This window comes from Nitratireductor sp. (assembly GCF_017794765.1).
Classification (GTDB): Bacteria; Pseudomonadota; Alphaproteobacteria; order Rhizobiales; family Rhizobiaceae; genus Nitratireductor.
This window is the reverse complement of sequence record NZ_CP051236.1, coordinates 1,571,328-1,597,108: the sequence shown is the minus strand read 5'-3', so window position 1 is coordinate 1,597,108 and position 25,781 is coordinate 1,571,328. Positions and strand designations below refer to the sequence as shown.

At 61.4% G+C, this 25,781-nt stretch carries 22 protein-coding genes; 6 read left to right on the top strand and 16 right to left on the bottom strand.

The window, feature by feature from the left end:
- The 5 genes from HF949_RS07570 to HF949_RS07550 all read left to right on the top strand — a co-directional run.
- A partial coding sequence (locus HF949_RS07570; RefSeq protein WP_292899542.1) for an Ig-like domain-containing protein occupies positions 1-1,965 on the top strand: 1,965 nt, incomplete at its 5' end.
- A gap of 74 nt (positions 1,966-2,039) precedes the next feature.
- The gene (locus HF949_RS07565) at positions 2,040-4,238 is read left to right on the top strand and encodes a type I secretion system permease/ATPase (protein WP_292899541.1); all 2,199 of its coding nucleotides are present in this window, start codon (positions 2,040-2,042) and stop codon (positions 4,236-4,238) included.
- A 2-nt stretch (positions 4,239-4,240) separates the two neighbouring features.
- Complete coding sequence (locus HF949_RS07560) at positions 4,241-5,434, top strand: HlyD family type I secretion periplasmic adaptor subunit (RefSeq protein WP_292899540.1); 1,194 nt, start codon at positions 4,241-4,243, stop codon at positions 5,432-5,434.
- 10 nt (positions 5,435-5,444) lie between these two features.
- Positions 5,445-8,582, top strand: a complete 3,138-nt coding sequence (locus HF949_RS07555; protein ID WP_292899538.1) for a UDP-N-acetylmuramoyl-tripeptide--D-alanyl-D-alanine ligase — start codon at positions 5,445-5,447, stop codon at positions 8,580-8,582.
- Between the two features lie 284 nt (positions 8,583-8,866).
- Positions 8,867-9,643 (top strand): IclR family transcriptional regulator, encoded by a 777-nt coding sequence (locus tag HF949_RS07550; protein WP_292899536.1) that lies wholly within the window; start codon positions 8,867-8,869, stop codon positions 9,641-9,643.
- Here HF949_RS07550 and HF949_RS07545 read toward each other — a convergent pair.
- The 15 genes from HF949_RS07545 to HF949_RS07475 all read right to left on the bottom strand — a co-directional run bounded on the left by HF949_RS07545 (position 9,634) and on the right by HF949_RS07475 (position 23,266).
- The gene (locus tag HF949_RS07545) at positions 9,634-10,233 is read right to left on the bottom strand and encodes a pentapeptide repeat-containing protein (protein ID WP_292899534.1); all 600 of its coding nucleotides are present in this window, start codon (positions 10,231-10,233) and stop codon (positions 9,634-9,636) included. The genes HF949_RS07550 and HF949_RS07545 overlap by 10 nt on opposite strands.
- The gene (locus HF949_RS07540; protein ID WP_292899532.1) at positions 10,233-10,700 is read right to left on the bottom strand and encodes a flavodoxin domain-containing protein; all 468 of its coding nucleotides are present in this window, start codon (positions 10,698-10,700) and stop codon (positions 10,233-10,235) included. The genes HF949_RS07545 and HF949_RS07540 overlap by 1 nt, the downstream gene beginning before the upstream one ends.
- On the bottom strand, positions 10,697-11,947 hold the full coding sequence (locus HF949_RS07535) for an FAD-dependent oxidoreductase (protein ID WP_292899531.1): 1,251 nt from the start codon (positions 11,945-11,947) through the stop codon (positions 10,697-10,699). Before HF949_RS07535 ends, HF949_RS07540 begins: the two co-directional genes overlap by 4 nt.
- Positions 11,944-13,437 (bottom strand): aldehyde dehydrogenase, encoded by a 1,494-nt coding sequence (locus tag HF949_RS07530; protein WP_366931298.1) that lies wholly within the window; start codon positions 13,435-13,437, stop codon positions 11,944-11,946. Before HF949_RS07530 ends, HF949_RS07535 begins: the two co-directional genes overlap by 4 nt.
- 13 nt (positions 13,438-13,450) lie before the next feature.
- A complete protein-coding gene (locus tag HF949_RS07525; protein ID WP_292899529.1) occupies positions 13,451-14,275 on the bottom strand; it encodes an aspartate dehydrogenase in 825 nt (274 codons plus the stop codon).
- A 3-nt stretch (positions 14,276-14,278) separates the two neighbouring features.
- On the bottom strand, positions 14,279-15,952 hold the full coding sequence (locus HF949_RS07520; protein ID WP_292899527.1) for a thiamine pyrophosphate-binding protein: 1,674 nt from the start codon (positions 15,950-15,952) through the stop codon (positions 14,279-14,281).
- Positions 15,953-15,962: 10 nt separating this feature from the next.
- The gene (locus HF949_RS07515; RefSeq protein WP_292899525.1) at positions 15,963-16,751 is read right to left on the bottom strand and encodes an SDR family oxidoreductase; all 789 of its coding nucleotides are present in this window, start codon (positions 16,749-16,751) and stop codon (positions 15,963-15,965) included.
- Positions 16,751-17,677 (bottom strand): VOC family protein, encoded by a 927-nt coding sequence (locus HF949_RS07510; RefSeq protein ID WP_292899523.1) that lies wholly within the window; start codon positions 17,675-17,677, stop codon positions 16,751-16,753. The genes HF949_RS07515 and HF949_RS07510 overlap by 1 nt, the downstream gene beginning before the upstream one ends.
- Positions 17,678-17,697: 20 nt before the next feature.
- Entirely contained in the window at positions 17,698-18,510 is an 813-nt protein-coding gene (locus HF949_RS07505; RefSeq protein WP_292899521.1) for an alpha/beta fold hydrolase, read from the bottom strand.
- 7 nt (positions 18,511-18,517) lie between these two features.
- Positions 18,518-19,258, bottom strand: a complete 741-nt coding sequence (locus tag HF949_RS07500; RefSeq protein ID WP_292899519.1) for an SDR family oxidoreductase — start codon at positions 19,256-19,258, stop codon at positions 18,518-18,520.
- Positions 19,255-20,286, bottom strand: a complete 1,032-nt coding sequence (locus tag HF949_RS07495; RefSeq protein ID WP_292899517.1) for a Rieske 2Fe-2S domain-containing protein — start codon at positions 20,284-20,286, stop codon at positions 19,255-19,257. The genes HF949_RS07500 and HF949_RS07495 overlap by 4 nt, the downstream gene beginning before the upstream one ends.
- 89 nt (positions 20,287-20,375) lie before the next feature.
- On the bottom strand, positions 20,376-21,206 hold the full coding sequence (locus HF949_RS07490) for an ABC transporter permease (RefSeq protein WP_292899515.1): 831 nt from the start codon (positions 21,204-21,206) through the stop codon (positions 20,376-20,378).
- Positions 21,203-22,177, bottom strand: coding sequence for an ABC transporter substrate-binding protein (locus tag HF949_RS07485; RefSeq protein WP_292899513.1), 975 nt, complete (start codon positions 22,175-22,177; stop codon positions 21,203-21,205). The genes HF949_RS07490 and HF949_RS07485 overlap by 4 nt, the downstream gene beginning before the upstream one ends.
- 26 nt (positions 22,178-22,203) lie before the next feature.
- On the bottom strand, positions 22,204-22,974 hold the full coding sequence (locus tag HF949_RS07480; protein ID WP_292899511.1) for an ABC transporter ATP-binding protein: 771 nt from the start codon (positions 22,972-22,974) through the stop codon (positions 22,204-22,206).
- A complete protein-coding gene (locus HF949_RS07475; protein ID WP_229447728.1) occupies positions 22,964-23,266 on the bottom strand; it encodes a recombinase-like helix-turn-helix domain-containing protein in 303 nt (100 codons plus the stop codon). Before HF949_RS07475 ends, HF949_RS07480 begins: the two co-directional genes overlap by 11 nt.
- Positions 23,267-23,554: 288 nt before the next feature.
- Here HF949_RS07475 and HF949_RS07470 point away from each other — a divergent pair, with 288 nt between their 5' ends.
- Positions 23,555-24,685, top strand: coding sequence for an FAD-dependent monooxygenase (locus tag HF949_RS07470; RefSeq protein ID WP_292899508.1), 1,131 nt, complete (start codon positions 23,555-23,557; stop codon positions 24,683-24,685).
- 85 nt (positions 24,686-24,770) lie between these two features.
- On the opposite strand, the gene HF949_RS07465 is transcribed toward HF949_RS07470, so the two are convergent.
- Positions 24,771-25,718, bottom strand: a complete 948-nt coding sequence (locus HF949_RS07465) for a cupin (protein WP_292899506.1) — start codon at positions 25,716-25,718, stop codon at positions 24,771-24,773.
- Between the last annotated feature and the right edge of the window lie 63 nt (positions 25,719-25,781).

Genomic DNA, 25,781 nt, shown 5'->3' with positions numbered 1-25,781 from the left:
GATGCAGACGCCGATGCGGATGCAGATGCCGACGCAGATGCAGATGCCGACGCAGATGCAGACGCAGATGCAGACGCTGATATTCAGGCCTATGATGATTTTGCCAGAGCAGAGGTGAACATCCTCCCGACGTCGTCATCCGTCGACCACGGCAGCGCAAATTATCTGGCACTGGTTTCAATCGGTGTGCTCGACCTGCAGGCCGAGGTTCTGGGAACATCCACCGTCGACTTCAGCGTAGAAGAGAACCACACTCTGGAAGCGGACTTCGATTACAGTGCTCTCGCCTCTCTCGGTGTGCTCAGCGACTATGCACTGGTCATCCAGAAATGGGATGGCACGCAATGGACCGGCATTGACGGCACGGGTGAAGCGACGCTGCTCGAGCTTGGCTTGTTGAGCGGAAACGAGTACCGCGTTGAGCAACTGCTCGAATCCGGCCAGTATCGGGCCTTCATGACCTTCGAAGGTGTCGGGGCGGGTGTGCTCGGCGACCTGCAGGTGTCCGGCACTGACTACGATTACACCGAGATCGGTGGTTACGATCCGGTTCCGGTTTCCGGCAATGTCATCACCGACGTGAATGACGACGGGCAGGTCGATGATGTCACCCCCACGACCGTGATCGCACAGGTGAACGGTGAGGCCGTGGCCGGACCGGGAACGACCATCGTCGGCACCTATGGCACGCTCACCATCGATCCCGACGGCAGCTACACCTATACGCCCAATGCAGCGGGCGATGGTATCGGTCAGGTGGATGCGTTCACTTACACGCTGAACGATCCTGCGACAGGAAATACCTCGACAGCCACGCTCTATGTGCAGATCGACAGTGCCGGGCAAGGCCTGGTGTGGAACGATCTCGATCCGACCCAAGCCGCCACGCTCGACATGACTGCTGTGGACGACGCCGGCACAGCCGGGATCGACACGACCTATGTCGTGACCACGCAGCAGGTCGACAATGCCATCCAGTACACGAACGTATTGGGCGGTGGCGAAGGGAGTTATGATTTCAGCGTTGCGGATCAGGTCGAGAGCGACCTGTCCATTTCAGTCAGTTCTTCCAGTCTGCTCAATCTTCTTGAGTCCATCGAGTTCTCGCTGGAACAATTCATTGACGGTGCCTGGGTGGAGATCGCGAACAGCAGCGAGGGCGGGCTGATCGACGTGATCGGTATCGTTGGCGAAACAATCGAAGCGACGATTGATGACCTGCCGACAGGTCAGTATCGCCTAAATGTCTCCAATAGCGGGATCGCCATCGGCGTCACCGTTAGCGCCGACCTGACCTTCGAGAACAGCGATCTGACACAGATCGTTGCCGAAGGGGGCGTATCGACACAGGGCAATGTGCTCGAGGACGACACGCTGGGGTCAACCTATACGGTTCTGAAAGTGGCGCCTGACGGGGTGACCTATGAAGAACCTGCACAGGCGGGAACGCAGATTGTGGGCTCCTACGGCACACTCACGATCTTCGCCGATGGCGGGTACAGCTACGAGCCGGATCCGGACACGGCCTCGATCGGCCAGTCAGACGTCTTCATCTATCGGTTGGAGCATCCGAACGGCACGACTGCCGAAGCCACGCTCACCATTGATATCGAGCATGGCGCCGGGCCCGGCACGTTTGTCGCAATCGCATCGACCCAGCCGCTGTTTGCCACGGAGGATGTGGTCGGGCTCGAAGGGCTCGACCAACCGAACGAGGAAGAGAGCGGCCCTGGCCAGGCCACACTTGCGGACGGCGCAAGAATGCTCGGTCTGCTAGATGAGGAAGGCAGTCCGGAAGTGCCGCTGGACAACATCGAGACGCTTTCGCGGGACACGGAAAGCACTACTGCCAAGGACACGGGCAACGATGGCGGATCCGTCCTCGGCGAAAGCGAGCCTCTCGATCCGTTCGGCCACCTGGTGCAAGAAGACGACCTGGACGACACCGGCTCGGCGGGCGTGTAGCCCCAGACACTTCGTTGCGCGGTCACGAGATCGCGCAACCGAAACATACCGATTGATCAACCGAAGGGGATCGCATGATCGGCCCCGACATGGAGCAGACGGAACTACCTGATCGAGATGGGCCAGATCTCTGGGCCTGGATCGAGGCGCTGGAGCACGTGGCGCGGCATTACAATGTGCCGTTTTCCGCACAGGGTGCCCGGCAACTGGCGCAAGCCCTCGAGACGCCCGACAAAGCAGAAGGCATCGTCAGGGTTTCCCGAAAACTGGGACTGCAGGCAAAGCCGGTGCAGTTTCGCAAGCTCCATACCTGGCGCCTGCCGGTTCTGGTCGAGCTGGAAAGCGGACTTGTCGGCGTTGTGACCGCACTCAGTGCGGACCGTCACGCATCAGTGGTCTTCAGCGGTGATGCCGGCCAGTCCACTCCCATTCCGCTCGACGACCTGTTGGCCAAGACACGGCTGATGGTGCTCGCCCGTCCAGAACGCGCAATCGCCGATGAACGCGTCGACGCCTACATCGCCCCCTATCGCAAACACTGGTTCCGGCGCATTGCTCTGCGTGATCTACGGCCCTACGCCCATGTGATGCTGGCCTCGCTCATGGCCAACCTCCTCGCGCTGGCGGGTATCATCTTCTCAATGCAGGTTTATGACCGGGTGGTGCCGGCAAACTCGATGAACACCCTCTTCGTTCTGTTTTCAGGCGTGTTGCTGGCGGTGCTTTTCGATTTCATCATACGTCGGCTGCGAACGGGCATCCTCGACACGGTGGGCAAACGCGTCGACCTGCGGATGTCTGACGTTCTTTTCGGCCATGCATTGCGGGTGAAGAACAGCGCCCGCCCCACATCCACGGGAACGTTCATTGCGCAATTGCGTGATATGGAGCAGGTCCGCGAATTGCTCACGTCAACAACGGCGTCGGCCGTCACGGACCTTCCGTTCTTCTTTCTCTTCCTTGGCATATTCTGGCTCATTGGCGGACCGCTGGTGATCATTCCAGCAGCAGCCCTCCTGCTGCTGATCGTTCCGGGCCTGATGGCTCAAGGCAAGCTGCGCGCCAGTGCGCGCGAAGCCATGCGGGAGGCCTCACTGCGCAACGCAATGCTGGTCGAGGCGGTGCAGGGKATAGAAGATGTGAAAGCACTGCAGGCCGAGGAGCGCTTCCAGCAGCGCTGGAACCATTTCAACGCCGTGGCAGCCGGCGCCCAGTTGCGCCTTCGCTCGATCACCAGCGCACTCACAGGGTGGGGCCATACGGTGCAGACAGGTACGTTCGCCGTCATCGTTTTCTTCGGAGCGCCGATGGTGATGAATGGCGACATGACCACGGGCGCGCTGGTTGCCTGTTCCATTCTGGGCTCGCGGATGATGGCGCCGATGGCGCAGATCACCCAGGTTTTCGGCCGTCTCCAGCAGGCGAAAGTCGGTTTGAAAAGCCTCAACACCATTATGGAAATGCCGGTTGATCATCCCGATGCGGAGGTGCGAGTGCCAGCAGCGGCCCTGCGCGGCTCATACCGCATGCGCATGGCGGTTTTTACCTATGGCGATTTCAGTATGAAGCCAGCGCTGACCGTTAAGGACCTGGACATTGCGGCTGAGGAGAAGATCGCTGTTCTGGGCAAAAACGGCGCCGGAAAGTCGACATTTCTGCAAGCCCTTTCGGGCATGTTGGAACCGCTTTCCGGAGATGTCACGCTCGACAGTCTTGCGCTCGGCCAGATCGATCCGGCAGATGTCAGGCGTGATGTCGGGCTGCTCACACAGAACGCGCGGCTCTTCCATGGCACGATCCGGGACAATGTCACGCTTGGCGCGCCGCACGCTTCCCACGAGGCGCTTTTTGAGGCCCTTGCCATGGTGGGTGCTGACGAATTCATACGCCGCCTGCCGAAAGGTCTAGATCACCCCATCCAGGAGGGAGGACTGGGACTTTCAGGCGGTCAGCGCCAATCCCTGTTGCTGGCCCGCCTGTTGATCAGACAACCGACGATCGTCCTTCTCGACGAACCCACGGCTGCCATGGATGAGGCCACCGAGCGCCAGTTCATAACACGCTTCCACGATTGGGCGACGGACAGAACCGTGGTGATTGCGACGCACCGTATGCGCATCCTCGAACTGGTCGAGCGGATCGTGGTTTTCGACAACGGTCACGTGGCGCTGGACGACAGCAAGGATGCGGCCCTGAAGGTACTGCAGGGCGTCAAAAAGGTCGTGCCGGCCAACCGATCCGGGAATCGTCAAGTCGCGAGCGAGGGGAGCTGATCATGGCGCTGCTCCGCAAAGACGAAGTGACCGGCTGGGAATATGGCGATCACGACGATGTGCGGCTGTCACGGTCCACGCGCATCGTTCGGGTTCTTTGCCTTCTGCTGGCGGCAGCACTTGTGTGGTCTTATTTTGCGATGCTGGACGAGGTGTCATCGGGCAGCGGGCGCGTCATCCCGACCAAGCGTGAACAGGCGATTGAATCTTTCGAAGGGGGCATTCTCGCCGCGCTTCACGTTCGTGAAGATCAGGTGGTGAATCCGGGCCAGTTACTGGCCCAGCTCGATCCTACGAAAAAAGAGTCCGACGTTGAGGAAAGCGCGGCCAAGTACCGGGCCGCTCAGGCTGCTTCCGCAAGGCTGCAGGCGGAGGTCAACCAGACACCGCTCCAGTTTCCTGACGAACTTCGCAACTATCCCGAATTGATCAGATCGGAACGAGAGCTCTACGAGGCGCGGCGGCGCTCACTGCGCGAATCGTTGCGCTGGATCGAAGAATCGCTCGTTCTCGTCACCAAGGAGCTGGAAATCAACAAATCGCTGTCTGCCATCGGCGCAGCAAGCAATGTCGAAATCATCCGCCTCCAGCGTCAGGCCGCCGAGCTGGAACTCAAAAAGGCCGAAGTCCAATCCGAGTATCTCGTTCGCGCCCGTGAGGAGTTGACCAAGGCCAACGCCGAGATGAGCGCCCTTTCTCCGGTTGTTCGCGGACGCTCCGACAGTCTCGCGCGGCTGACCCACCGCTCACCTGTGCGTGGCATCGTCAAGAACATCGAGGTTTCCACCATCGGCGGCGTTGTCCCCCCCAATGGCAAGCTGATGGACATCATTCCGCTCGATGATCAATTGCTCATCGAAACACGCATCTCGCCACGCGACATAGCTTTCATTCATCCGGGCCAGAGAGCGAGCGTCAAGATCAGCGCCTATGACTACGCGATCTACGGAGACATTGACGGAGAGGTAACGACGATCTCACCGGACACTATTCAGGACGAGGTGGAAAAGGACAAATACTACTACCGCGTCTTTATCGAGACCCAGGACGACGCGCTCGTCAACAAAGCTGGCAAGCGCTTTCCCATCGTGCCCGGCATGGTCGCCACCGTCGACATTCACACCGGAAGCAAAACCGTTCTGGACTACCTCATCAAACCTTTCAACCGTGCGCGCGAAGCACTGCGCGAACGTTAGGGCGTACACCATGCGACACGAGAAATTCGACGATTTTTCTGAAATCAGAACGGCTCTGCGCAAAGGTATCGTGCCGCTTGGGGCGCCGTTTCCACCGGTTGTGCTGTTTTTCTCCGTTTCCGACGGGGAAGCACGTGCGCGCGTCGTCAACGCTGCAGGCGACACTCTGGAAGCTGCGTGGCAAAACGGGTTGTCGCAGTTGCGGCAGGTCATGCGGGAGAACAGGCTGGAAGGGCGCTGGCTGCGGGTGGACTGGGTTGATCGGGCCGAAGTCAGCACATGGAAGAACCTCAGGGAAAGCCTGGCCCGGACCAAGCGGAATTATTTTCGGTGCGGCGTGGCGCTTGATGCCAGCTTTGACAGGGCCTTTCTCGAGCAGGAGCTGAACGCAAACGCGATGCTCTATGGCGGCAATCGCGTAGCGCATGCCGTCCTCAACGAAAAGAATTTCGCACGGTATGCGGGGTCGAAATACCCCGGGGGGGCCGCCGTGGAATTCAATGAAGAACAGCCAGTTTTCATATTCTCCACGAAAGGCGTGTTCCGCGATGTCGATGGCGGCCTGTATCCACTGAACGAGCTGGGACCGGACACCGGGCGGCGGCATATCGAGGTTCTCGACGGACCCCTGGTCGAGCATCTGGTGCAGTCTGCCTCCGGATATCTCGCCCGGCAGGTAAAGGATGACGGCGCATTCGCTTACGGATTTCACCCCTGTTTCGACCGTCGAATAGAAGCATACAACACGCTGCGTCATGCAAGCACCACCTACGCCATGCTTGAAGCATGGGAAGTGACGCGTGAAGCGACACTGAAGAACGCCATAGACCGCTCGCTCGCACGTATGAAAGGAGAGTTCATTCGCGAAGCGGAACTTCCGGATGGCCGGCGGGCTGCGTTCCTGGTGGATGTCGGAGACGAAATCAAGCTGGGGGGCAATGCAGTCGCTTTGCTCGCGCTCAGCAAATACACAACCACCACCGGCGACCGGACCCATCTACCATTGATGGAGATGCTCGCGCTCGGCATCCTATACATGCAGGATCAGCGAACCGGATCGTTCATCCATGTGCTGCACTATCCCTCCCTGGAAGTGAAGACGGCTTTCCGCACCATCTATTACGAGGGCGAAGCCGCCTTCGGTCTGATGCGTCTCTACGACATCACCAGGGACCCTCGCTGGCTGGACGCGGTGGAGAAGGCATTCGACCACTTCATTGCCGAAAACCACTGGCGCCATCACGACCATTGGCTGAGCTATTGCGTCAACGAACTGACCCGCCATCGACCGGAAGAGCGCTATTTCATCTTTGGACTGCAAAATGTCGCCGGTCATCTGGACTTCGTCCGGCAGCGCATCACCACTTTTCCCACGCTTCTTGAACTGATGATGGCTGCACGCTCTTTGATCAGTCGGATCGGCGACATGCCCCAGATGACGCATCTGCTGCGCAGGATCGATCTTGTCGCATTCAGCGAAGCGCTCGAGTTTCGCGCCCGATACCTGTTGAACGGCTTCTTCTGGCCAGAGACAGCAATGTTCTTTCGAACGCCGAACCGGGTGGCGGGGAGCTTCTTCATTCGCCACCATGCGTTCCGGGTGCGCATCGACGATGTGGAGCACTATTTGTCCGGGTTCGTAGCATACCGGAATTATCTCGAGCGGCGCCCCGGTTTCCAGTCACTGGTGGCGCTCGATTCACGCGGTGCCACCGGCCACAAGCCTGCCATGCGCACGCCGACCGCCGCCATCTGGCACGCCTCCAGCGTTGCCGAGGCAACGGGTGGCCACTGGATGGTTCCGCCGGCGCCTGACTGGACAGCCACGGGACTGTGCATCCACGCGCCCACGCGCAAACCAGGGCAGATGGTCACCATGCGTGTTGGCAAGACAGGCAGAGGAATTCCGCCAAAGGTGATTGCCGGGATGAAGCCTCCACCGGCCGCGATCATTAGCGACGATCCACAGGCACCATTCCCCGACAATATTCCCGTTCTTGCGGTGAGCGATACCGGTGCAGCCATTCTCGCCCTGGGGCGCCATGCGCGCCAGTGCATGAGCGGCAAGCTCCTCGCCATCACGGGCAGCGCCGGAAAAACGACATCTGTCGCAATGCTTGCCCACGCACTAACTCCATATGGAAGCGTCGCCCAGACCGCGCACAATGCCAATCTTCCACACGGTGTCGCCTGGAACCTTGCCTCGATATCTGCCGATACGGATCACGTGGTGCTCGAGCTGGCGGTCGGCCGCATGGGTCAGAGCGCGCGCATGGCGAAACCTGATGTCGCCATTTTCACCAACATTGCGCCAGCGCACCTTTCCGAGACCACCACGCCGCGCGACATCGCCGTGACGAAAAGCGCGATCTTTCAGGGCATGAGCTCCGGTGGCGTGGCGATCCTCAACCGCGACATGCAGGAGTGGGATGTGGTCCACGCCGCCGCCCAGGCCCGCAACCTGAAAATCCTCCATTATGGCGCCGGCGAGGACTGCGAATACCGGCTCCTCGATTACGATGCGCCAAACGGGATTGTTGCTGCCTGCATCAAAGGGCAGGCGGTGCGCTATGCGCTCGGTGCCGCCGGCGAGCACATGGCGCTGAATAGCCTCGCCATCCTTGCTGCTGTGGCGGCCCTCGGGCACCCCCTTGATGCGGCGCTAAACCAACTGCCCAGTTTTTTGCCTCTTCCTGGACGCGGCGCAGAACATAGGCTCACCGTCAACGGACGATCCATCGATCTGATAGACGACGCTTATAACGCCAACCCGGCCTCCATGAGAGCCGCCTTCGCGAATCTCGGCAAGCGGACCGGCGATGGTCGGCGGATCGCCCTTTTGGGAGAGATGGCAGAGCTGGGTACGGACGCCCGACGCTTTCACACTGATCTCGCCCCCCTGATCGAGGCAAACGGCATCGACCGCGTTCACGTTCTCGGCTCTCTCTACGAGGATTTCTGGGCCGCACTACCCGATGCTCGCAAAGGGTGTCGTGCGGCAACACTCGAAGAGATGCACAAGGCGTTCCTTGCCGACATCCGTGACGGTGACATGGTGCTGATCAAGGGATCCAACAGCACAAAGCTCCATACGCTTGCAGCCGCCATGGCGAACGGTCCCAGGACGACACCAGCGGCTGCGAACTGACAACTCCAGCTCATATGCGGTTTTGCATCTTGGGCATCATAGCGAGAATGCTTGCCGCGATCTCTTTCCGCTACGGGAGCCGGAGCCGAAAATCCGCCCCTCCGGGAGCATCAGCAGAACAATTCCCGGTCCCGAGGGCAAATAAGCGTGACATTTGCGGCATTCATTAAGCCAGCCTGCTACTGGAACCTGTTCAAATATGATAACTGTGAGCAAATAAGACCGATTCAGCGGGGCCATAGGTGGCAGAAGAGCATAAAAATGAAACAAAAGAACCCCTTTATGTGGTTCCCCCGGTAACCCGAGCAATTGCGCTGCTTCGCTATATCGCGGCAGGCAACCGGTGCCGCAACATCAGCAGTGCGGCAAAGGCGCTCAACATCAACCGAACGACGCTCATTCGGCTCCTTGCAACACTCGAGGCCGAAAGCATCATCGAACCTATTGCTGATGATGGCGGGTACCGTCTCGGGACCGGCCTGATCGCCCTCGCCTCGGAAGCGTTGAACGAGCGCAGCATCCTGCATGTGGCGCGGCCTTTCCTGAAGCAACTCGTCGATTCACTTAACCTGTCGGCCCACCTTGGCGTTCTTGAGGGGCGCGAGATCGTCTACCTGGCGCGTGAAACACCAAATTCCCACCTCGCCAGTACGGTGCGCGAGGGAACGCGGTTGCCTGCGCATGCAACGACGATCGGCCGTATACTGCTGGCGGAACTGCCGACTGCCTCACTCCGGTCCTTATATGCCGGTCAGACGATGGAATCCTTCACAACCAAGACACGCACGACGCTCGCCGATCTGGAACAGCAACTACAGGCGGACCGGGCCCGTGGAATTGCGTGGAGCGTTGCAAACTTTGAACGCGAGATCGGGTCCGCCGCCGTCGCGATCCACGACCATCAGGCACGCGCCGTCGGCGCCATCAATGTGACCGGTCACGCCAGTATCTTTGATGAGAACGGCCCCCACGCAGGAAAAATCGAGCGGGAACTCAAGACCGTTGCCCGTTCCATGTCAGAAGCTTTGGGCTATCGCGGCTGGTCAGCCGATCAATTGTAGGTGTATCCATACGAAAGCGGAAAGGCGCTGCTTTGCAGCGGCCTTTCGCCGAGGAGTGCATGCCGCAGCCACAAGCGGCCGTGTACCTGGGTATCAGCAAAGTCGGTGTCCTCGGGCAGTTGCGCTGCCTCGCACCACAAGCCACCCAGCCATTCGGCTCCCTGAAAATTCGCCTGTTTGCGCATCCATACGCCTTGTAGCGAGAAGTTTCCGTAGCACGCAACGCTGCGAAAATTCGCCCCCGCCACAAAATCACCGCGGTCGAACCGGGCGATGCCGCGGAACTCGGCGCCTTCGAATGACGTCTTCCCGGAAAAGACTGCCTGATCGAACCGCGCATCATTGGTGAATACCGACTCCACGAAGCTGGCCGCCCTGCCGAACTGGCTGTGGCTGAACCAGCTGACGCCAAGAAAGCGCGCGCCTGTCGCATCGAACCCGTCCGGAAAGAAGGCACCCGTGAAATTCACGCCAGTGACGTCGCAGCCGGCAAGATCAAGCGGGCCCTCACAGATGACGCCCGTGAGATCGACGCAATCCCCATGACGCCATGGTGTGCAGACCAGCGCCCGAATTTCGGCGGCCTTCATCACACGGTCTCGCCGATTTTTTCCTCAGCCAGCGCCACGATTTGCGCTGCCCAGGGAAACGCCAGATCCTCGGCCATGTCGCTACCGGAGGCATCATGCGTGATGCGCTCGCCAATCTGCACTGCCCCCCTTGCACTCAGAAGTTCGGAGAGCGTCTTGCTGCCGAAGCCGAACGTCTCTTCGTACTCAGTGTCACCGAGACCGAAAATGCCGAAATGAACCCCCGTCAGATCCGGCATGTTTGCCTGCAGGGCGTCGGCAAAGGGCTGGGCCGAGGCCGGCAGTTCGCCGTCGCCATAGGACGAGCAGACGATCAGGTACAGCCGCCTGGCATCGAAGGCATCCGGCGCAAAGTCCGATAGATTGCTGCACTCGACATCATGCTCGCCTTCAAGCTCGGCCATGACGTCCTCGGCCAGCATTTCGGCATTGCCGGTCTCGGTGCCGTAAAGAACCGTGATGTTCATTGTTGAGGCTCCTCTTGATGAGTGGCGAGCGCCAGCATGGCGTCGCGCGAGGCAATCTTGGCGCGGCAACGGTTTTCCGGGGCCGCAGCGAGTTCAGCCGCGTCAATACGTTTCCAGCCCTGATAGTCAACCGCATCCGCCCAGTCCGGAAAGGCGCTCCGACCGGGTTTTGCAGGCGATCCATCTCCCGCCTGTAAATCCGCAAGGATGCGCTCTGCCAGACGCTGCGCATCAGCACGGTTGTCCGGGATCGTTCCGCGCGGGCCGCGGCGGAACCAGCCCGTCGCGTAAAGCCCCGTATCGAGAACCCCGAGTGCACCATCCTTCGCCGCGCCAATCAGCGCATCGCGTGGCAAGCCTTCCTGGGCGCTGAAACCAATGGCGGTGATAAAGGCGCTGCATTGCAGGGACACCCTGTTACCCTGCCCGTCCTCGAACTGCGCTTCCTTCAGATCACCATCGATGCCCGAAAGCTCGACTGGCGTGAGACCAAATCGGAACGTGATACGACGCGGGCCGGAACCATGACCGTCAATCGCTTCTAGGGCTGCGAGCTTCTTTGCCGCCTCCGGATCGTCGCCCTCGCCCGCAGCGATGACGCGAATGCTCACGCCTTCAAGCTTTGCCAGTTCCTTGATCATGACGGGATCGAACTTTGCCGCTGCTGCCGGCGAACGACCGACAATCTCAATCTCCTCGATTGCAGAACCGGCAAGCCAGGCGGTCGGTCGGGCACCAAGATCGGAGCCCGCCAGTTCTTCCGGGGTCTTGGCAAGGAGGCGCAGAATATCGATGGCAACATTGCCATTGCCCATGATGACCACGCGCGACCCCAGTTCGGGGAGAGGCTCGGCATCGGGATGTTCATAAAGCGCGCGTGTCAGGCGACCGGCACGATGGACCCCCTTGAGCGTTTCGCCGGGAATGCCAAGCGCGCGATCGGCAGACAGGCCGGCAGCGAGTACCACGGCATCGTAGGCCGTGCGCAGCTCATCGAGGCTGACATCTTCGCCGATAGTGACATTTCCGATGAACCCTGCCCCCTGTCGCTCGAACAGGCGTTCAAACTGCCGGATCACCCCCTTGGTGCCCTGATGATCGGCCGCCACGCCATAGCGCACGAGACCGTAGGGCACGGGTAGACGGTCGATCAGATCGACGCTGAGATCCGGCTCCGCCTTCAGGAGCGCCTGCGCCAGATAGCAGCCGGACGGACCTGACCCGACAATGGCGACCGCCCGGCTCATTGTTCTTTCACCATGGCTGCCGCCCAGGGATGCGGCGCGCCTGAAAGGTCAGTGTAGAAGGACTTTTGGGCCATATAGGCGCGAATGCCGTCGCGACCCTTCTCGCGCCCCATGCCGCTTTCCTTCTCACCACCGAAGGGCGTGGAGATTGAAAACTGCTTGTAAGTGTTGATCCAGACCGTGCCCGCCCCGATGGCATTGCCGACACGCCAGCTTTTCGGAAAATCGCGCGTCCACAGGCCGCACGCCAGACCATATTCATTATCGTTGGCCTGCGCTATGACGTCTTCCTCGCTGTCAAACGGCAGGACTACGAGAACCGGCCCGAATACCTCTTCACGGCAGATGCGCGCCGTGTTGTCGACGCCGGCAAGAATGGTGGGCAGATAATATGCACCCTTGTCGAAAACCTCGCCTTCGGGCGCTTTGCCGCCCGTCAGGAGTTCGGCTCCCTCCTCGACCGCCCTTCTGACATGCTCCGCGACGCTGTCGCGATGATCGAAATGGACCATCGGCGCAACCTGTGTCTCAGCCTCGAAGGGATGTCCCACCTTCAGACGCCCTGTCGCCGCGACAAGGCGCTCGACGAACTGATCATAAATCCGCCGCTCAACGAAGAGGCGCGCGCCGGCAATGCAACTCTGGCCCGTTGACGAAAAGATGCCGAACAGAACGCCGGCGAGCGCCTGCTCTATATCGGCATCGGCGAAGACAATGGTCGGAGACTTTCCGCCAAGCTCCAGCGACACCGGCATCAGTTTCTGTGCTGCCTTCACGGCAAGCGCACGTCCCGTCGCCGTGCCACCAGTGAAGCTGATCTTGGCGATATCGGGATGCTCGACCAGAAGGTTTCCGATCTCTCGTCCCGAGCCCGGCAGCACCGAAAACAGCCCCTTGGGCAGGCCCGACGCCTCGACGATCCGCGCCAGTTCCAGCGAGACCAGCGGCGACCAGGAGGCCGGCTTCAAGAGCACCGCGTTTCCGGCAGCCAGCGCCGGAGCGACCTTTTGCGCATCAGAGGCAATCGGCGAGTTCCATGGCGTGATCGCGCCCACAAGACCGAGCGGTTCATGAACCGACATGGTCAGCGCGTCGCCGCGCTGGACCGTCAGTGCTTCATCAGAACTCTCCAGCACCGCGCCGAAATAGCGGAATGTACCGGCGGCGGAAGCCGCCAGCGCCCCCGTCTCCCGCAGGGTCTTGCCCGTATCACGGCTCTGGATATGGGAGATACGCTCTGCATTCGCCTCGATCCCGTCGGCTATGGCGTAGAGAAAGCGCGCCCGCTCATGCGGTTTGAGATTGCGCCAGGCAGGATCTGCCTGCGCCTTCTTCGCGCGTTCGATGGCACGCTCTCCGTCGGCGATGCTTGCACCGCGAAGCACGCGGTTGACGCTCCCGTCGGCCGGGAAGATCGAGGTGATCTCGGCACCGCTTCCCTCTTCCCATTCTCCACCGACGAAGAGCCTGTTCTGCGGCAGTTCGATCATCTTTGTTTCCCTCTCAGATCGCCACCGGACCGATCCGGTTCCGGATCTCGCGCAAAACGCTGTAGACCGTTGAAACGGATGTCTTGGCATTGCCGGCCGATGGCAGGTTCTCGATCCGCATCGAGTATTTCGCCAGCGGTGAAACGACCGAATATTCGTGCACATTGCCGGATGCGGAGGGATCGGCGACCAGCTCCACATGCGTCGCCTCGAACCCGGCTCCCGCCAGTGCCAGCGTCGCGGCGACATTCGCATTCTTTGGAAAATCGCGTGCGGCTTCACGGGCATTGCCCGTGAAGAATGTGGTTGCTTTGGTCAGGTTCGCCAGATCGACGGTGTTTTCGGCGGGTGTCCCGCTCCAGGCGTGCGGCGGTTTGGAGCCGCGATAGCGCACCTCAAGCCCGCCTGCCGCTCCCAGAGCAGAGAGCAGGTCGATACCGCCAACCGCACCGGCCGGCAGAATGAGACGTGCGCCGCCGGCGCTGGCTGCCGCCCGAAGATCGGCCTCGAGCGCCGCATCGGATAGCGCGCCGATGGACACGATGATCACATCCGTGCCAGCGCGCAAAACCGGCGGCACATGTGCCACCACGGCCGCATGACCGGCACACTCCACAACCAGATGCGGCTTTTTGGCGAGCAGCGCTTCGGCATCACCGGCAACGGAAATGTCCTTTGCCAGGGAACCAAAATCCGCCCGCAGACGCACCTCCGTTTCAGCGGCAAACTCCGGTCGCGTTACCACGCACAGATGAGCGAGCGGGGTATCGAGCGTTTTCGCCAGCAAATCAAACAGCGTCCCGGCAATGTTGCCAAAGCCGATCAGTCCGAGCCTCATTCCCTACGCCTCCTTGCCTGCAGCACCCGCCGGCGGGCCGGCAAAGGCTTCGTTGAAGGGGCCAATGGCGCACATATCGATCTCGATGAGCTGCGGCCCTTCAGCGGCGACAGCTTCATCAAAGGCGGCAGGGAAGTCTGCGACATCGCTAATCACCCGGTGGGGCATGCCGATCGACTTGCAGAACCCGGCAAAGTCCGGCGTCGCCAGTGCCGAATAATGGCGGCGGCTGTCATACTGTGCGTCCTGGATGTTCTGGATCACGCCATAGGCCTTGTCGTTCATCAGGAGATAGACGAGCGGCGCATTCTCTTCGACCGCGGTGATCATCTCGGACAGACCGAGCATGGTTCCGCCGTCGCCCAGAAGCGTGATCGCCTTCGCCCCCCTGGAGGCAACCGCTGCCCCGACGCCCATGGCGACGCCCTGGCCAATGCCGCCACCCAGCGCGTGAACGCCGAGATTGGGTGCGGCAATGCGCACATAGCGGTTGCCGAAGGTGGAGTTGGAGATGGTGACGTCCCGTACCCAGGCATGGCCATTGGTGAACACCCGGTCAGCCAGCGTGTCGGCCACAACCCGGTAGGGTCCAAGCACATCGCGCATCCGGCCTTCGGCCTGTGCCCGTGTGCGGGCGATATCGAAGGAAAGGTTGGTGTCGGTGTCGAGTGTGTCCGGCAGGCGCTCAAGCAGGCGCGCCAGCGTATCTGCGGCGTCGCCATGGGCAAACACTTCGACCGGATAGTTGCGCCCGCCCTGGGACGCGTCAGCGTCGATCTGCACCAGTGGCCGGGGCAGCGGCATCTTGTTGTTGCGCGTTTCATTGCCGCGAAGGCGCGAGCCCACCACGATCATCAGATCACAGCTTTGATATAGCTCGACGGCCTCCGGCGTCATGTTGAAGGCGCCCAGGCTCGCTGGTTCCGCTTCCGAAACGATGGCGCGGCCATTGGTCGAGGTAACGATGCCAAAACCGCGACGCATCAGCTCGGTTGCCTCCCTGCCGGCTTCGCTGGCACCACCGCCAAGCCACAGAAGCGGGCGCTTTGCCGCCTTCACCAGCTCGGCAATCTCGTCAATCACGCTGTCGGGCGCCACCGGTCGGATCGGCTGCGGTTTGTGGATGCGTGCTGTTGAGCAGGCTACCGATCTTTGAACGTCGACCGGTATTTCCAGACTGACCGGCCCGCTCGGAGCCGAAAGTGCTGCCGAAACCGCGGCGGTCAACGCGCCTACTGCGCCGTTGGCGTCCCACATGCGGAACACCGCCTTGGAAACGCCACGCAGCATTTCCGGCTGGCGCGGGACATCGTGGATGGCAGCACGGTCACGGTCGGCGAATTCCAGATCGACCTGCGTCGTGATATGCAGAACACGCGAACCGGCGGTCAGGGCTTCGGCCTGTGCGCCCGCCGCATTGCCGGCAGCGGTGCCGGTGGAGGTCAGGCAGACACCCAGCTCTCCCGAAACACGCGCATAGGCATCGGCCATGTTCATGGCGCCCGCCTCGCCGCGCGCCGGCACGAACCGGATGCGCTGCTGTCGCGCGATGGCGTCAAGGATCGGCATGTTGTGAATGGAGATGACCCCGAACACGGTGGTAACGCCGATCTCTGCGAGATAGCGGGCAATGAGATCCCCGACCGTCTCGGTGGCTGTGATTGTCTCGAGTTTCATCCCGTGTCCTTCAAATGTAACGAGACAGGCCGCCCGAAACTTCGAGCTGGGCGCCTGTGATGTAGCTCGCCGCAGGCGAACCGAGAAAAGCGATGGCGGCAGCCGCTTCCGCCGGATTGCCGAGGCGGCCGAGCGGAATGCCCTTCTTGGCCGCCAGCGCGCCGTACCATTCGGCGCGGCTCTGGCTCTGGTCCTCGCGTTCTGCAAAGCGGCGCGACCACTGACCGGAACCTACGAGCCCAAGCAGGATCGAGTTGACCCGAACATCGGGAGCCAGTTCAACGCTCAGCGATTTGACGAGGTTCTGCACCCCGGCACGCGCCGAAGAGGTGCAGACCATGTGCGGCTCGGGCTGGTAGGCCAGAAGCGAGTTGACCGCGACGATGGCACCCTTTGCGCGGCGCAGCATCGGCAGGAAGGCGCGGGTTGGATGGATCTGGCTGAAGAGCTTGAGTTCGTATTCGGCGCGCCAGTCATCGTCCGATGTGTCTTCAAAGGTGGAAATGCGTCCCTGCCCGGCGTTGTTGACCAGAAGGTCACAGCCACCAAAGCGGTCTTCCACCACCCTGGCGAAATCCTTTACCGCCTCCGGTTCGAGAACCGAAAAGGCCTGCGCCATCACGCGTTCTTCGCCGTGATCGCGAATGAGAACCGCGGCCACGTCGTTCAAGCGGCTTTCGGTACGGGCGCAAAATGCGACGCTCGCGCCCGACTGAAGCAGTGTTTCCACCGTTGCCAGACCGATCCCGGACGAACCGCCGGTGACAACCGCGACTTTGCCGTCATATCCGTAGTGCATCAGACATTCCCCCCGGCTGGTGCGAGTTCGGGGAAGCCGGGATCGGGCCTGCCCTGCATAACTGCGCGTTGGGCAGGTGTCGGCGGGCCCGCCGTCATCCAGCGGTCCATCGCTTCCGGCTTGTCGCGTGGCCAGACCTGGGCCTCGTGCGTTTCCTCATCGATCTGCTGCAGCTCGGAGGTGAACTCGATGACAAAGCCCGAGGGCGAGACAAAATAGGCGAAGGGGTTGTTGCCCGGCCCATGCCGCCCTGGCCCCCAGGTCGGCACATGACCCTTCTGTTTCATGCGGCCGATGCCGCGCATGAACTCGTCGATCGAGGGCATTTCAAACGCGACGTGATTGACGCTTGCATAATTGCCCCGCACGAGAGCGATGGAATGGTGATCCGAATTACACCGCAGGAAGACCATCTGGTCGGCGGAGTAATCGGAAACGCGGAAACCCAGAACATGGGTATAGAATTCCTGAACGCCTTCCATGTCCGGAGTGTTCAGCACCACATGGCTCACCTTGCGCGGCTTGGCCCATTCGGGTTCCTCGTCAAGGCTCAGCGCATCGGTGCGGAACCGAAGGCGCCTGTTGTCCGGATCGAGCATCTCGAAACCATAGCCACCGGCATAATCGTCGAATGGTCCCGGCTCACCAAGCACCACACCACCGCGCTCGATGACCTGGGCGTGGAGCGCGTCCATCGATGCCCGATCGGGCATCGCGAAATGCACATATTCGATGCCGTAGACCGGCCCATCCTTCAGTCCATAAAGGAATGGCTCGCTGCCGGTGCCACGCAGAAGCGCCACGCCGTCTTCCCTGTGGGCGAGGCTTAGCCCCCACATATCCTCATAAAACGGCAGCGTGCCGGTGATGCCAGGCCCGCGCATCATGATGCCCCGAAGGCTGCCGACGCGAACTGTATCTGCCATGCTCGTTCCTCCTGCCGGCTTCAGCCGGCTGTTTCCGCAAACGCGTCCAGCGCCGCTGCAAAGGCGGCGGGCGACTGTTGGTAAAGGGCGTGCCCGGCACCCGGCACCAGCGTGAGCGCACCACGCCATGGCTGGCGCAACGCCGCATGGGCACGGCGGGCAGAATCGGGCGGCGTCACGACATCCTCCGCACCGACGATGACGTCTGTCGGCACCTGCAGGCGCTCCGCATCATCCAGAAGACGGCCGGACGCCAGCATGCGCGCTGCCTGCGGGTAGCCCGGCACGCTCACCTGCGCCATGCCATGGCGCACACGGTCCACGATGTCGGTGTTGGCTTCAGGCTCGAAGACCAGCCGCGGCGCACGCAGCGCGGCGAATTTCTCCGCGCCCAGTGCCTCAAGGTCGTCAATGCGCGCCTGAGCGGCAGCACTCAGCGTGGCACCCCGCGGGACGCCATGGCCGAGCGCCGGCGAACTCAAAAGAAGATGGGCAACGCGGTCGCGGTGCGTGCTCGCGAAGGACGCCGCCATCAGGCAGCCGAGCGAGTGGCCGGCAAGAATGACCCGCTCCAGCTCCAGCCGGTCGAGAAACACCTTCAGCGCTTCGGCATAATCGCTCGCCAGCGGCCATTCGGCATCGAGCGGTGACGATCCGCAATAGCCGGGCGCGTTCCAGGCGACGATGCGCCAGTCGCGCGGCAGATGCGGCAGGAGCGGCACGAAAGAGGCCGCATTGGAGCCGACCCCGTGCAGCATCACCAGCGTCGGACCGCCCGCACCGGGGCGCTCGAGATAGGCGATATTGCCGGATATGTGCTCTTTGAACGTCATGACCGCCTCAATTGAAGACAAAACCATTGTTGACCGGCAGGACCTGCCCGGTGAGCGCGAGCGCGCCCTCGCTGAGCAGAAAGGCAATGGTTTCCGTGATCTCGCCCGGGGCCTGTGCTCCGGGCACCGCCCTGCCCTCGGCATAAAGCCGGTGGCGGGCTTCCGGCACGTAGTCCGTGGATTCCGTCGTCAGGATGCCCGGGGCAACCGCCGTCACGCCGATACGGTCGGGACCGAGTTCGCGCGCCAGCGACCGCGTCATCGACATCATGGCGCCCTTGCTGGCGACATAGGACATCAGGCGCGGCGCGCCCCAGAGCGCCGTGTCAGACGCGACATTCACGATCCGGCCTGAGCCCGCAGCTTTCAAAAGCGGCGCGACCGCACGCGTCATCAGCCAGGTGCCGCGCACATTGACCCGCATCACCCGGTCCCAGCTTTCGATGTCGATTTCATCGAAGGGAATACCGCCAATGCCTGTCGCGATGGCGCCGTTGTTGACGAGCCCATGCAGGGTGCCGCCATTCACCTCGCCCAACGCCTTTGCCGCCGCATCGATCGATGCCGGCTCGCCAAGATCGAGCGGGATAAAGCGCGCGCCGATCTCTTTTGCGACCGCGCGGCCCTCCTCCTCGGCGATGTCGGCAAGCACGAGATCCGCACCGTGTTTCGCCAGGCATCTGGCGATCTCGGCGCCAAGCCCGCGTGCGGCTCCCGTCACCAGTATGGTGCGTCCCTGAAGCATCATTCGGCCGCCATCTCGGCTTCGATCTGGCTCTTGGCCGCGCGGGTCAGGATCTGCCTGACGCGGGAGACGCCGAGATCGTGCTGATAGAGCATTTCGCGTCTGCGCGCGTCATCGGGCATGCCCTCCAGCATCACCCGATCCTGCTCGAGCACGTCCCAATGGGTCTTTTCCAGACGCGCCCGATAAAGGAACCGCCAGCTTTCGCGGGCAAGCCCCGAGACCTTGCGCATGCGCCAGAAGAAGACCTTGCAGGTGGTGGCATCGACGGGCGTGACAAAGCCGATGATGCGGAACACGCCGCCCGGACCGGCTGCCGGCGGATAGGGGATTTCAAGGAAACAGAACATCGAGCCGGGATGAACCTCGAACTCTGTCCAGTCGAAATTCTCGCCGACCTGGCCGACGCGGCTGACCCGGAAGCCCGTGTCGGTCTTGTCGAGCTTCATCAGGTCCTGCTTGGAGCCGAAGGCAAGCGTGAAGCTTTCCGCATGCAGGTAGCAGCCATGCATCGGGTCTGCGAGATTGTCGAGCGCGTAGCGGTAGTTGGTCTTCCACTCGCCGGTGCACAGAAAGCCCGTCCAGGCCTCATCGGTCAGTTCTTTCGGCAGCGCCAGCGGCGGCGCTTCGGGCTGTTCTGCGGAGGGTATGTAGACGAATACGGCATCGCCAGCTTCCGCCACCTCAAAGGATTTAAGCGCCTTGCGCCCTTCCAGCGCGCATTCGGGCATGGCCGGAACCCGCACCACCACACCCTCGCCATTCACGACAACACCATGATACCGGCAGCCGATATTGCCCTCGTGAATTTCGCCGTAGGAGAGCGGCGCGCCGCGATGTGGGCAGAAATCCTCCACGCAGTGCAGCCGGTTCTCCGCATCGCGCCACAGGACAATCCTGTTGCCGAGCACGCGTGTTCCATAGGGTCTGCTCGCCTTGACCTCCACCGATTTGGCCACCGGGTACCACTGGCCATGCAGACCGGTGTTCACCCGCTCCTCGATCAGCGATTTCTTGTCGATGCCTGTCATGTCCGTCTCCGTACTGGATCCCGGAAGCCTCCCGCCTCCGGTGGTCTTGTTTGTTCAAAGCCAGCTTCGGGCCACTGTCTTGCGCCGGTCTAATGCTGGGCTTTCGGCAGATAGTGCAGCACCCGTTCCTCGATCCGCACGAGCACCGTGTAGAGCAGGAAGCCGATCACGGTCAGAAGCACGATGGCGTTGAAGACCATCGCCGCATTCGCCTGTCCGCCGCCGTAGGAAATCAGGAAGCCGAGCCCGGTGTTTCCGCCCACCAGTTCGCCAACCGTCACACCGATCACCGCAAGCGTGGATGCGATCCGGAGCCCGGCCATCAGATTGGGCAGGGTCGACGGCATCTCGACCTTCATGAAAATGCCCCAGCGGGAAAGGTTGTAGGCACGTGCCAGATTGACCAGATCACGGTCGACCGTGCGCATGGCCTGCAGCACATTGACCAGAACGGGAAAGAACACGATCAACACGGTCACCAGAAGCTTCGGCATGGCGTTGTAGCCGAACCACATGATGAACAGCGGCGCGAAGGCAACCTTCGGAGCGATTTGCAGCGCCAGGATGTAGGGCGAAAGCACCTTCTCCCAGAACTCCGACATGCCGAGCAGATAGCCGATCACCGCACCAAGCAGGCTTCCGATGGCAAAGCCGAGAACCGTATAGAGCGCCGTCGAGAGCGTGTGGCCCACCAACCCTTCCTGAAGCAGCATGCGCTTCATCTCGATGAGGCAGTCCGTCACCGTCGGGATGATGAATTTCGGCACCCCGAGCGCCGGTGGCAGGAACTGCCAGGCGAGCAAAACGAGCACCAGAAGCGCCAGACTGGCCAGATATGTCTTACTCTGCGAACTCATAACGGGCTTTGCCACCTCGGCCGGGGCTTTCGCCCCGGTCTCCATCGAACCGACCTGTGTCATTGGACGAATTCGTTCGTGTAAAGATCATCGATCGGAACGGCGGTCTGGACGATGCCGTTGTCGACATAGAATGCCTGCACCTTGCCGATGCGTGTCGGATCGAATGCCCCGAGCGGCTGGTTCTCGCCTTCGGGATAAACCAGCGTGGCATAGGAGCGCAGAATGCCCTCGATCTCGGCTTCCTTGCCCGCATGCTGCGGAACGGCGGCGACATAGTCCTTTGCCGCCTGTGCCGGATCGGCAGAAATATCGGCAACCGCCTTCAGAACGGCACCGACGAAGCCGCGCACCACCTCGGGACGCTCCTCGATGGTCTTGTCGGAAGCGATGATGGCCTGCGCCATGGCCGGGAAGACCTCGTCGACCGGCATTTGCTCCATCTCGACGCCTGCTGCCTCGATGGCGGCAATCCATTCCGGCACACCGGACATGGCGTGCAGCTTTCCGGCAATGGTCAACTGAATGATGCCGCCCGGGCCGACCGCCTGGATATCAGCATCCGCCTTGCTCAACTCGACCGAAGCCAGCACGCCAAGCAGGTTGTAATAAGTGGTGTCCTGGAAGGCGAGAACGCCGATCGACTTGCCCTTAAGATCTGCAGGACCGGTGATGCCGCTGTCCTTGCGCCAGGCAAGCTGCGTCAGGCCGCGCCCGCCGAGCAGGGCAACGCCACGAATGTCGAGCCCGTTGGCACGCACGATGATCGGCGTGTCGCCAATGCCTCCGCCAAGATCTGCATTGCCGACCGCGACCTGGGTGGCCACATCGGCGCCGCCCTTGCCCACCTGAAAAGTCACATCAAGGCCAGCATCGCCGAAATAGCCTTTGCTCTTGGCGAGCTGGAACGGTGCAAAAGCCGGCAGGAAGTCAGGTGCCGGGAAGAGATAAGTCACTTTTTCGGCAGCGATCGCACTCACGGCCGAGGCCGTCAGAATGGCAGCGGCAAGCGCCGATTTGAGCATGCGTTTCATCGGAATTCCCCTTTGTTTGTGGCCAATCAGATGGCTTTTTCTTCCAGCTTCAAATGCTTGAATATCTGCGCCGCGTAGTCGCTGACTTCGGGCATGACGCGGCGCTGCAGCGGCTCGTCGCGATGCGGCAGATCGACCTTGATCTCCGCCACGACCGTGCCGGGGCGTTCGGACAGGACGAGAATACGGTCGGACATCAAAACCGCCTCGGCCAGATCGTGGGTGATCAGAAGCGTCGTCTTGCCGGTCTCGGAGATCGTTCGGGCAAAGCTGTTTTGCAGCAGGAGCTTGGTCTGCGCGTCGAGCGCGGAAAAGGGCTCATCGAGCAGGACGATTTCCGGCTTGATCGCCAGCGTCCGTGCCAGGGCCGCACGCTGACGCATGCCGCCGGAGAGCTGGTATGGAAAATGGTTCTCGAAGCCCGCCAGATGACAGCGCTTCAGCTCCGCCATGGCCCGGTCGCGACGCTCCGACCGCGCGACACCCCGTGCCTCCAGACCGAACTCGACATTCGAGACAATGTCCCGCCAGGGCAGAAGCAGATCTTTCTGCAACATGAAGCCCACATGCGCATTGGGGCCGCTGACAGGTTCGTCACTGACCAGAACCTCACCGCGCGTCGGCTGGTAGAGTCCGGCGGTCATGCTCAGGATCGTGCTCTTGCCGCAACCGGAGGGGCCTACCACGGAAACGAATTCGCCCTCGTTCACCCGGAAACCGATATCGTTAACGGCAACAAGGTTCTGCCCCGCTCCGGTGGTGAACTCCTTGGTGACAGAGCGAAACTCAAGCGCCATAGCCGTGAGCCTCGTATGCCGCGTCCAGTTCCCTGTTCGTCGCCACGAGCTCTTCGTTAAGCAGCTCTTCCGTCCAGTCTGTTCTTCCGGAGCGTGGCGCAACCACGCCCTTTTCGGCCAGTTGCTGTGCCACGGCGGAAAAGTCGTGCTCGCCGGTGGCGTAAATCGCCATCAGGGCGTCGGCGAGCGCGTTCTCGCGTTCATCCAGCTCACGCCCCCGGCATTGATGCTCCAGCCCGGGACGCCCCGTGTCGAAGGCACGCTGTGACAGGCGATCTTTAAAGGCGTCCATCTCATTCTCCCGCATCATGTTCAAATAAGAACATATTGTTCAAAATTAGAATGACGAATCCCGCAGCCCTTGTCAACTGCCCCTTCATGAGCGGCACTGGCCGCTGGAAAGCGTTTCATCTTCGGTTCTCCTTCCCAGTGATCTTCCGGCAAGGACCGCGTGGCAGGGCTGTGCGCAAGGCTTTGTGCTGCGCCAGGGGAGAGCTCCGCGTTGACACCGCACACCACAGGGAATACCGTTATTTATTGAACTATAAGTTCTTATTTGAACATATCGGGAGTGAGCTGGATGAAGATCGGCATAGCCGGTGGCGGCGTCGGTGGAATGGCAACGGCAATCGCGCTGCAAAAACAGGGGCACGACGTCACGATTTTCGAGCGCGCCCGCGCCTTCGGACGCATCGGCGCCGACGTCAACCTTACGCCTAACGCGGTGCATGCGCTCGACGGGCTTGGGATTGGCGACGTCTTGCGCAAGACGGCAGCGCGCCCTGAATACCGCATCAGCCGCATCTGGGATAGCGGCGAGGAGACCTCTCGCCTTCCCATGAGCACGGCAGCCGAAGAACGCTATGGCGCGCCGCAATTGACCATTCACCGCGCGGACCTTCTTGCCGCACTCGAAGGCGCACTTGCTCCAGACACGATCCGTTTTGCCGCGCAGGTCGCCGGAGCCGAAGAGACCAACAATGGAGCCGTGGCAATCCTGACGGACGGAACGCGGTTCGAGGCCGACCTCCTGATCGGCGCGGATGGCATCCATTCGGCCGTCCGTCTCGCGCTCTTTGGCGAGGACCATCCCCGCTTCACCGGTCTGGTGTCCTACCGGGCCGTGTTCCCGCGCGAGCGCGGTGAAGGCATTCCCAATCTCGATTCCTTCACCAAATGGTGGGGCCCGACACCAGATCGCCAGATCGTCACCTTTCCGCTCAATCTGGGGACTGAAATCTTCGTCTTTGCCACCACACCGCAGGATGACTGGACCGAGGAAGGCTGGACCCTGCCCGGAGCCATTCAGGAGCTGCGCGACGCTTATGCGGATTTTCATCCCGAGGCGCGTGCCCTGCTCGACGCTTGCGAAACCGTGACCCGTTCAGCGCTGCATGTGCGCGACCCCATGGAGCGCTGGTCCCGAGACACGATCACACTTCTGGGCGATGCCGCTCACCCAATGGTGCCCTTCATGGCGCAGGGTGCCTGCATGGCAATCGAGGACGCGGTCGTTCTGGCCCGGGCGCTCGAAGGCGCCACCCCGGCCTCCATACCTGAAGCCCTGCGGCGCTACGAAACCGCCCGCATACCACGCACATCCGAGGTCCAGCGCGGATCGCTCGCCAATGACTGGTTGAAACAGGGCACGAATGCCGACTGGGTCTATGGTTACAATGCGTGGGCGGTCGAGATTGTCGAAATGGCCTGAGTGCTGCCGACAACAATGACCGCAATATAAAATGCCCCCGGCTTGCCGAAGCCGGGGGCATTTTCATATCTCGCGATGGGTGATCCTACGCCGCTTCGTAGACAATCCCGTCGGGCTTCGACGAACCGATAACCGACCACACCGTGGCAGGCGCTGCGGCGTTGTTGCGGAACCAGTGCTTGCGACCGGCCGGCGTTTTGACCAGATCGCGCGGGCCGAGCTCCACCTCCACGGTCTCGCCATTTTCTTCCCAGCCGACAATGAGCGATCCTTCAAGAACCAGATAGGCGTCCTCTACGTCGCGCACGATCGGCTTGATGCCAACCTTGGAGGGTATGCCAAGCATTTCCTTGCGGCATGTGTCATGCTGGATGCCGCCCTCGCCCACATAAACCTTGCGGGTAAAACCCGCCTTCTCCCAGATCGTTGGCAGTTCGCTGTGGCGCACCACATACTGCGCCATCAGCTTCTGCAGCGGGTGGCTGCCATTGCGATCGAAGGGGAGCGTCTTGCCGGGCTCGGCGCCGAAGCTGCGCGCCAGCTCCGCCGGATGCTCCTTGGGATGATAGTGATAGACCGGCGGCAGCGGCTTGCCCACATCGACCGAAATCGACATCAGCACCGGCACCACGCCGTCGTTGCGGAAGCCATGGCCGATCTCACGGGCGTTGAGGATCATGTCCCTGGCGCCAAGCTTGACCTCGACCACCTCGCCATCCTTCTCCCAGCCAACCACCAGAACACCATCAATGATGAGAAAGCTCTCTTCGATCTCATGGCTATGGCAGGCTGCATATTTGCCGGGCTCTTTGTGGATCAGGCTCAGCGTGAAATGATCCGGCTTCAGGGTCGATGTGTCGCCCACTTTCGGCGAGCCGCCGGCGCCGATATAGCGCATCTGCGCACGCGCCAGATCGTCAAAACCTGCGTTCGACGGAAAGGCATTCCAGTCAAACGTCTTGTCGGTGAAACGTCCCGTATGGGCGGCAAGTTCCTGAGCAAGCGCCGAAGCAGCAGTGGTGTGTATGGTCATCGGTTTTCCTCTCCTGTGAGTTGACCGCAGGCTAGGACAAGAGTGTTTTACCTGCTAGACAGC

Coding starts and splice junctions, on each gene's coding strand:
- HF949_RS07465 (WP_292899506.1), bottom strand. CDS start 25,718: ATGACCATACACACCACTGCTGCTTCGGCGCTTGCTCAGGAACTTGCC.
- HF949_RS07475 (WP_229447728.1), bottom strand. CDS start 23,266: ATGGACGCCTTTAAAGATCGCCTGTCACAGCGTGCCTTCGACACGGGG.
- HF949_RS07515 (WP_292899525.1), bottom strand. CDS start 16,751: ATGCACTACGGATATGACGGCAAAGTCGCGGTTGTCACCGGCGGTTCG.
- HF949_RS07510 (WP_292899523.1), bottom strand. CDS start 17,677: ATGGCAGATACAGTTCGCGTCGGCAGCCTTCGGGGCATCATGATGCGC.
- HF949_RS07520 (WP_292899527.1), bottom strand. CDS start 15,952: ATGAAACTCGAGACAATCACAGCCACCGAGACGGTCGGGGATCTCATT.
- HF949_RS07485 (WP_292899513.1), bottom strand. CDS start 22,177: ATGAAACGCATGCTCAAATCGGCGCTTGCCGCTGCCATTCTGACGGCC.
- HF949_RS07495 (WP_292899517.1), bottom strand. CDS start 20,286: ATGACAGGCATCGACAAGAAATCGCTGATCGAGGAGCGGGTGAACACC.
- HF949_RS07505 (WP_292899521.1), bottom strand. CDS start 18,510: ATGACGTTCAAAGAGCACATATCCGGCAATATCGCCTATCTCGAGCGC.
- HF949_RS07490 (WP_292899515.1), bottom strand. CDS start 21,206: ATGACACAGGTCGGTTCGATGGAGACCGGGGCGAAAGCCCCGGCCGAG.
- HF949_RS07555 (WP_292899538.1), top strand. CDS start 5,445: ATGCGACACGAGAAATTCGACGATTTTTCTGAAATCAGAACGGCTCTG.
- HF949_RS07500 (WP_292899519.1), bottom strand. CDS start 19,258: ATGATGCTTCAGGGACGCACCATACTGGTGACGGGAGCCGCACGCGGG.
- HF949_RS07540 (WP_292899532.1), bottom strand. CDS start 10,700: ATGAACATCACGGTTCTTTACGGCACCGAGACCGGCAATGCCGAAATG.
- HF949_RS07480 (WP_292899511.1), bottom strand. CDS start 22,974: ATGGCGCTTGAGTTTCGCTCTGTCACCAAGGAGTTCACCACCGGAGCG.
- HF949_RS07530 (WP_366931298.1), bottom strand. CDS start 13,437: ATGATCGAACTGCCGCAGAACAGGCTCTTCGTCGGTGGAGAATGGGAA.
- HF949_RS07545 (WP_292899534.1), bottom strand. CDS start 10,233: ATGAAGGCCGCCGAAATTCGGGCGCTGGTCTGCACACCATGGCGTCAT.
- HF949_RS07535 (WP_292899531.1), bottom strand. CDS start 11,947: ATGAGCCGGGCGGTCGCCATTGTCGGGTCAGGTCCGTCCGGCTGCTAT.
- HF949_RS07560 (WP_292899540.1), top strand. CDS start 4,241: ATGGCGCTGCTCCGCAAAGACGAAGTGACCGGCTGGGAATATGGCGAT.
- HF949_RS07470 (WP_292899508.1), top strand. CDS start 23,555: ATGAAGATCGGCATAGCCGGTGGCGGCGTCGGTGGAATGGCAACGGCA.
- HF949_RS07525 (WP_292899529.1), bottom strand. CDS start 14,275: ATGAGGCTCGGACTGATCGGCTTTGGCAACATTGCCGGGACGCTGTTT.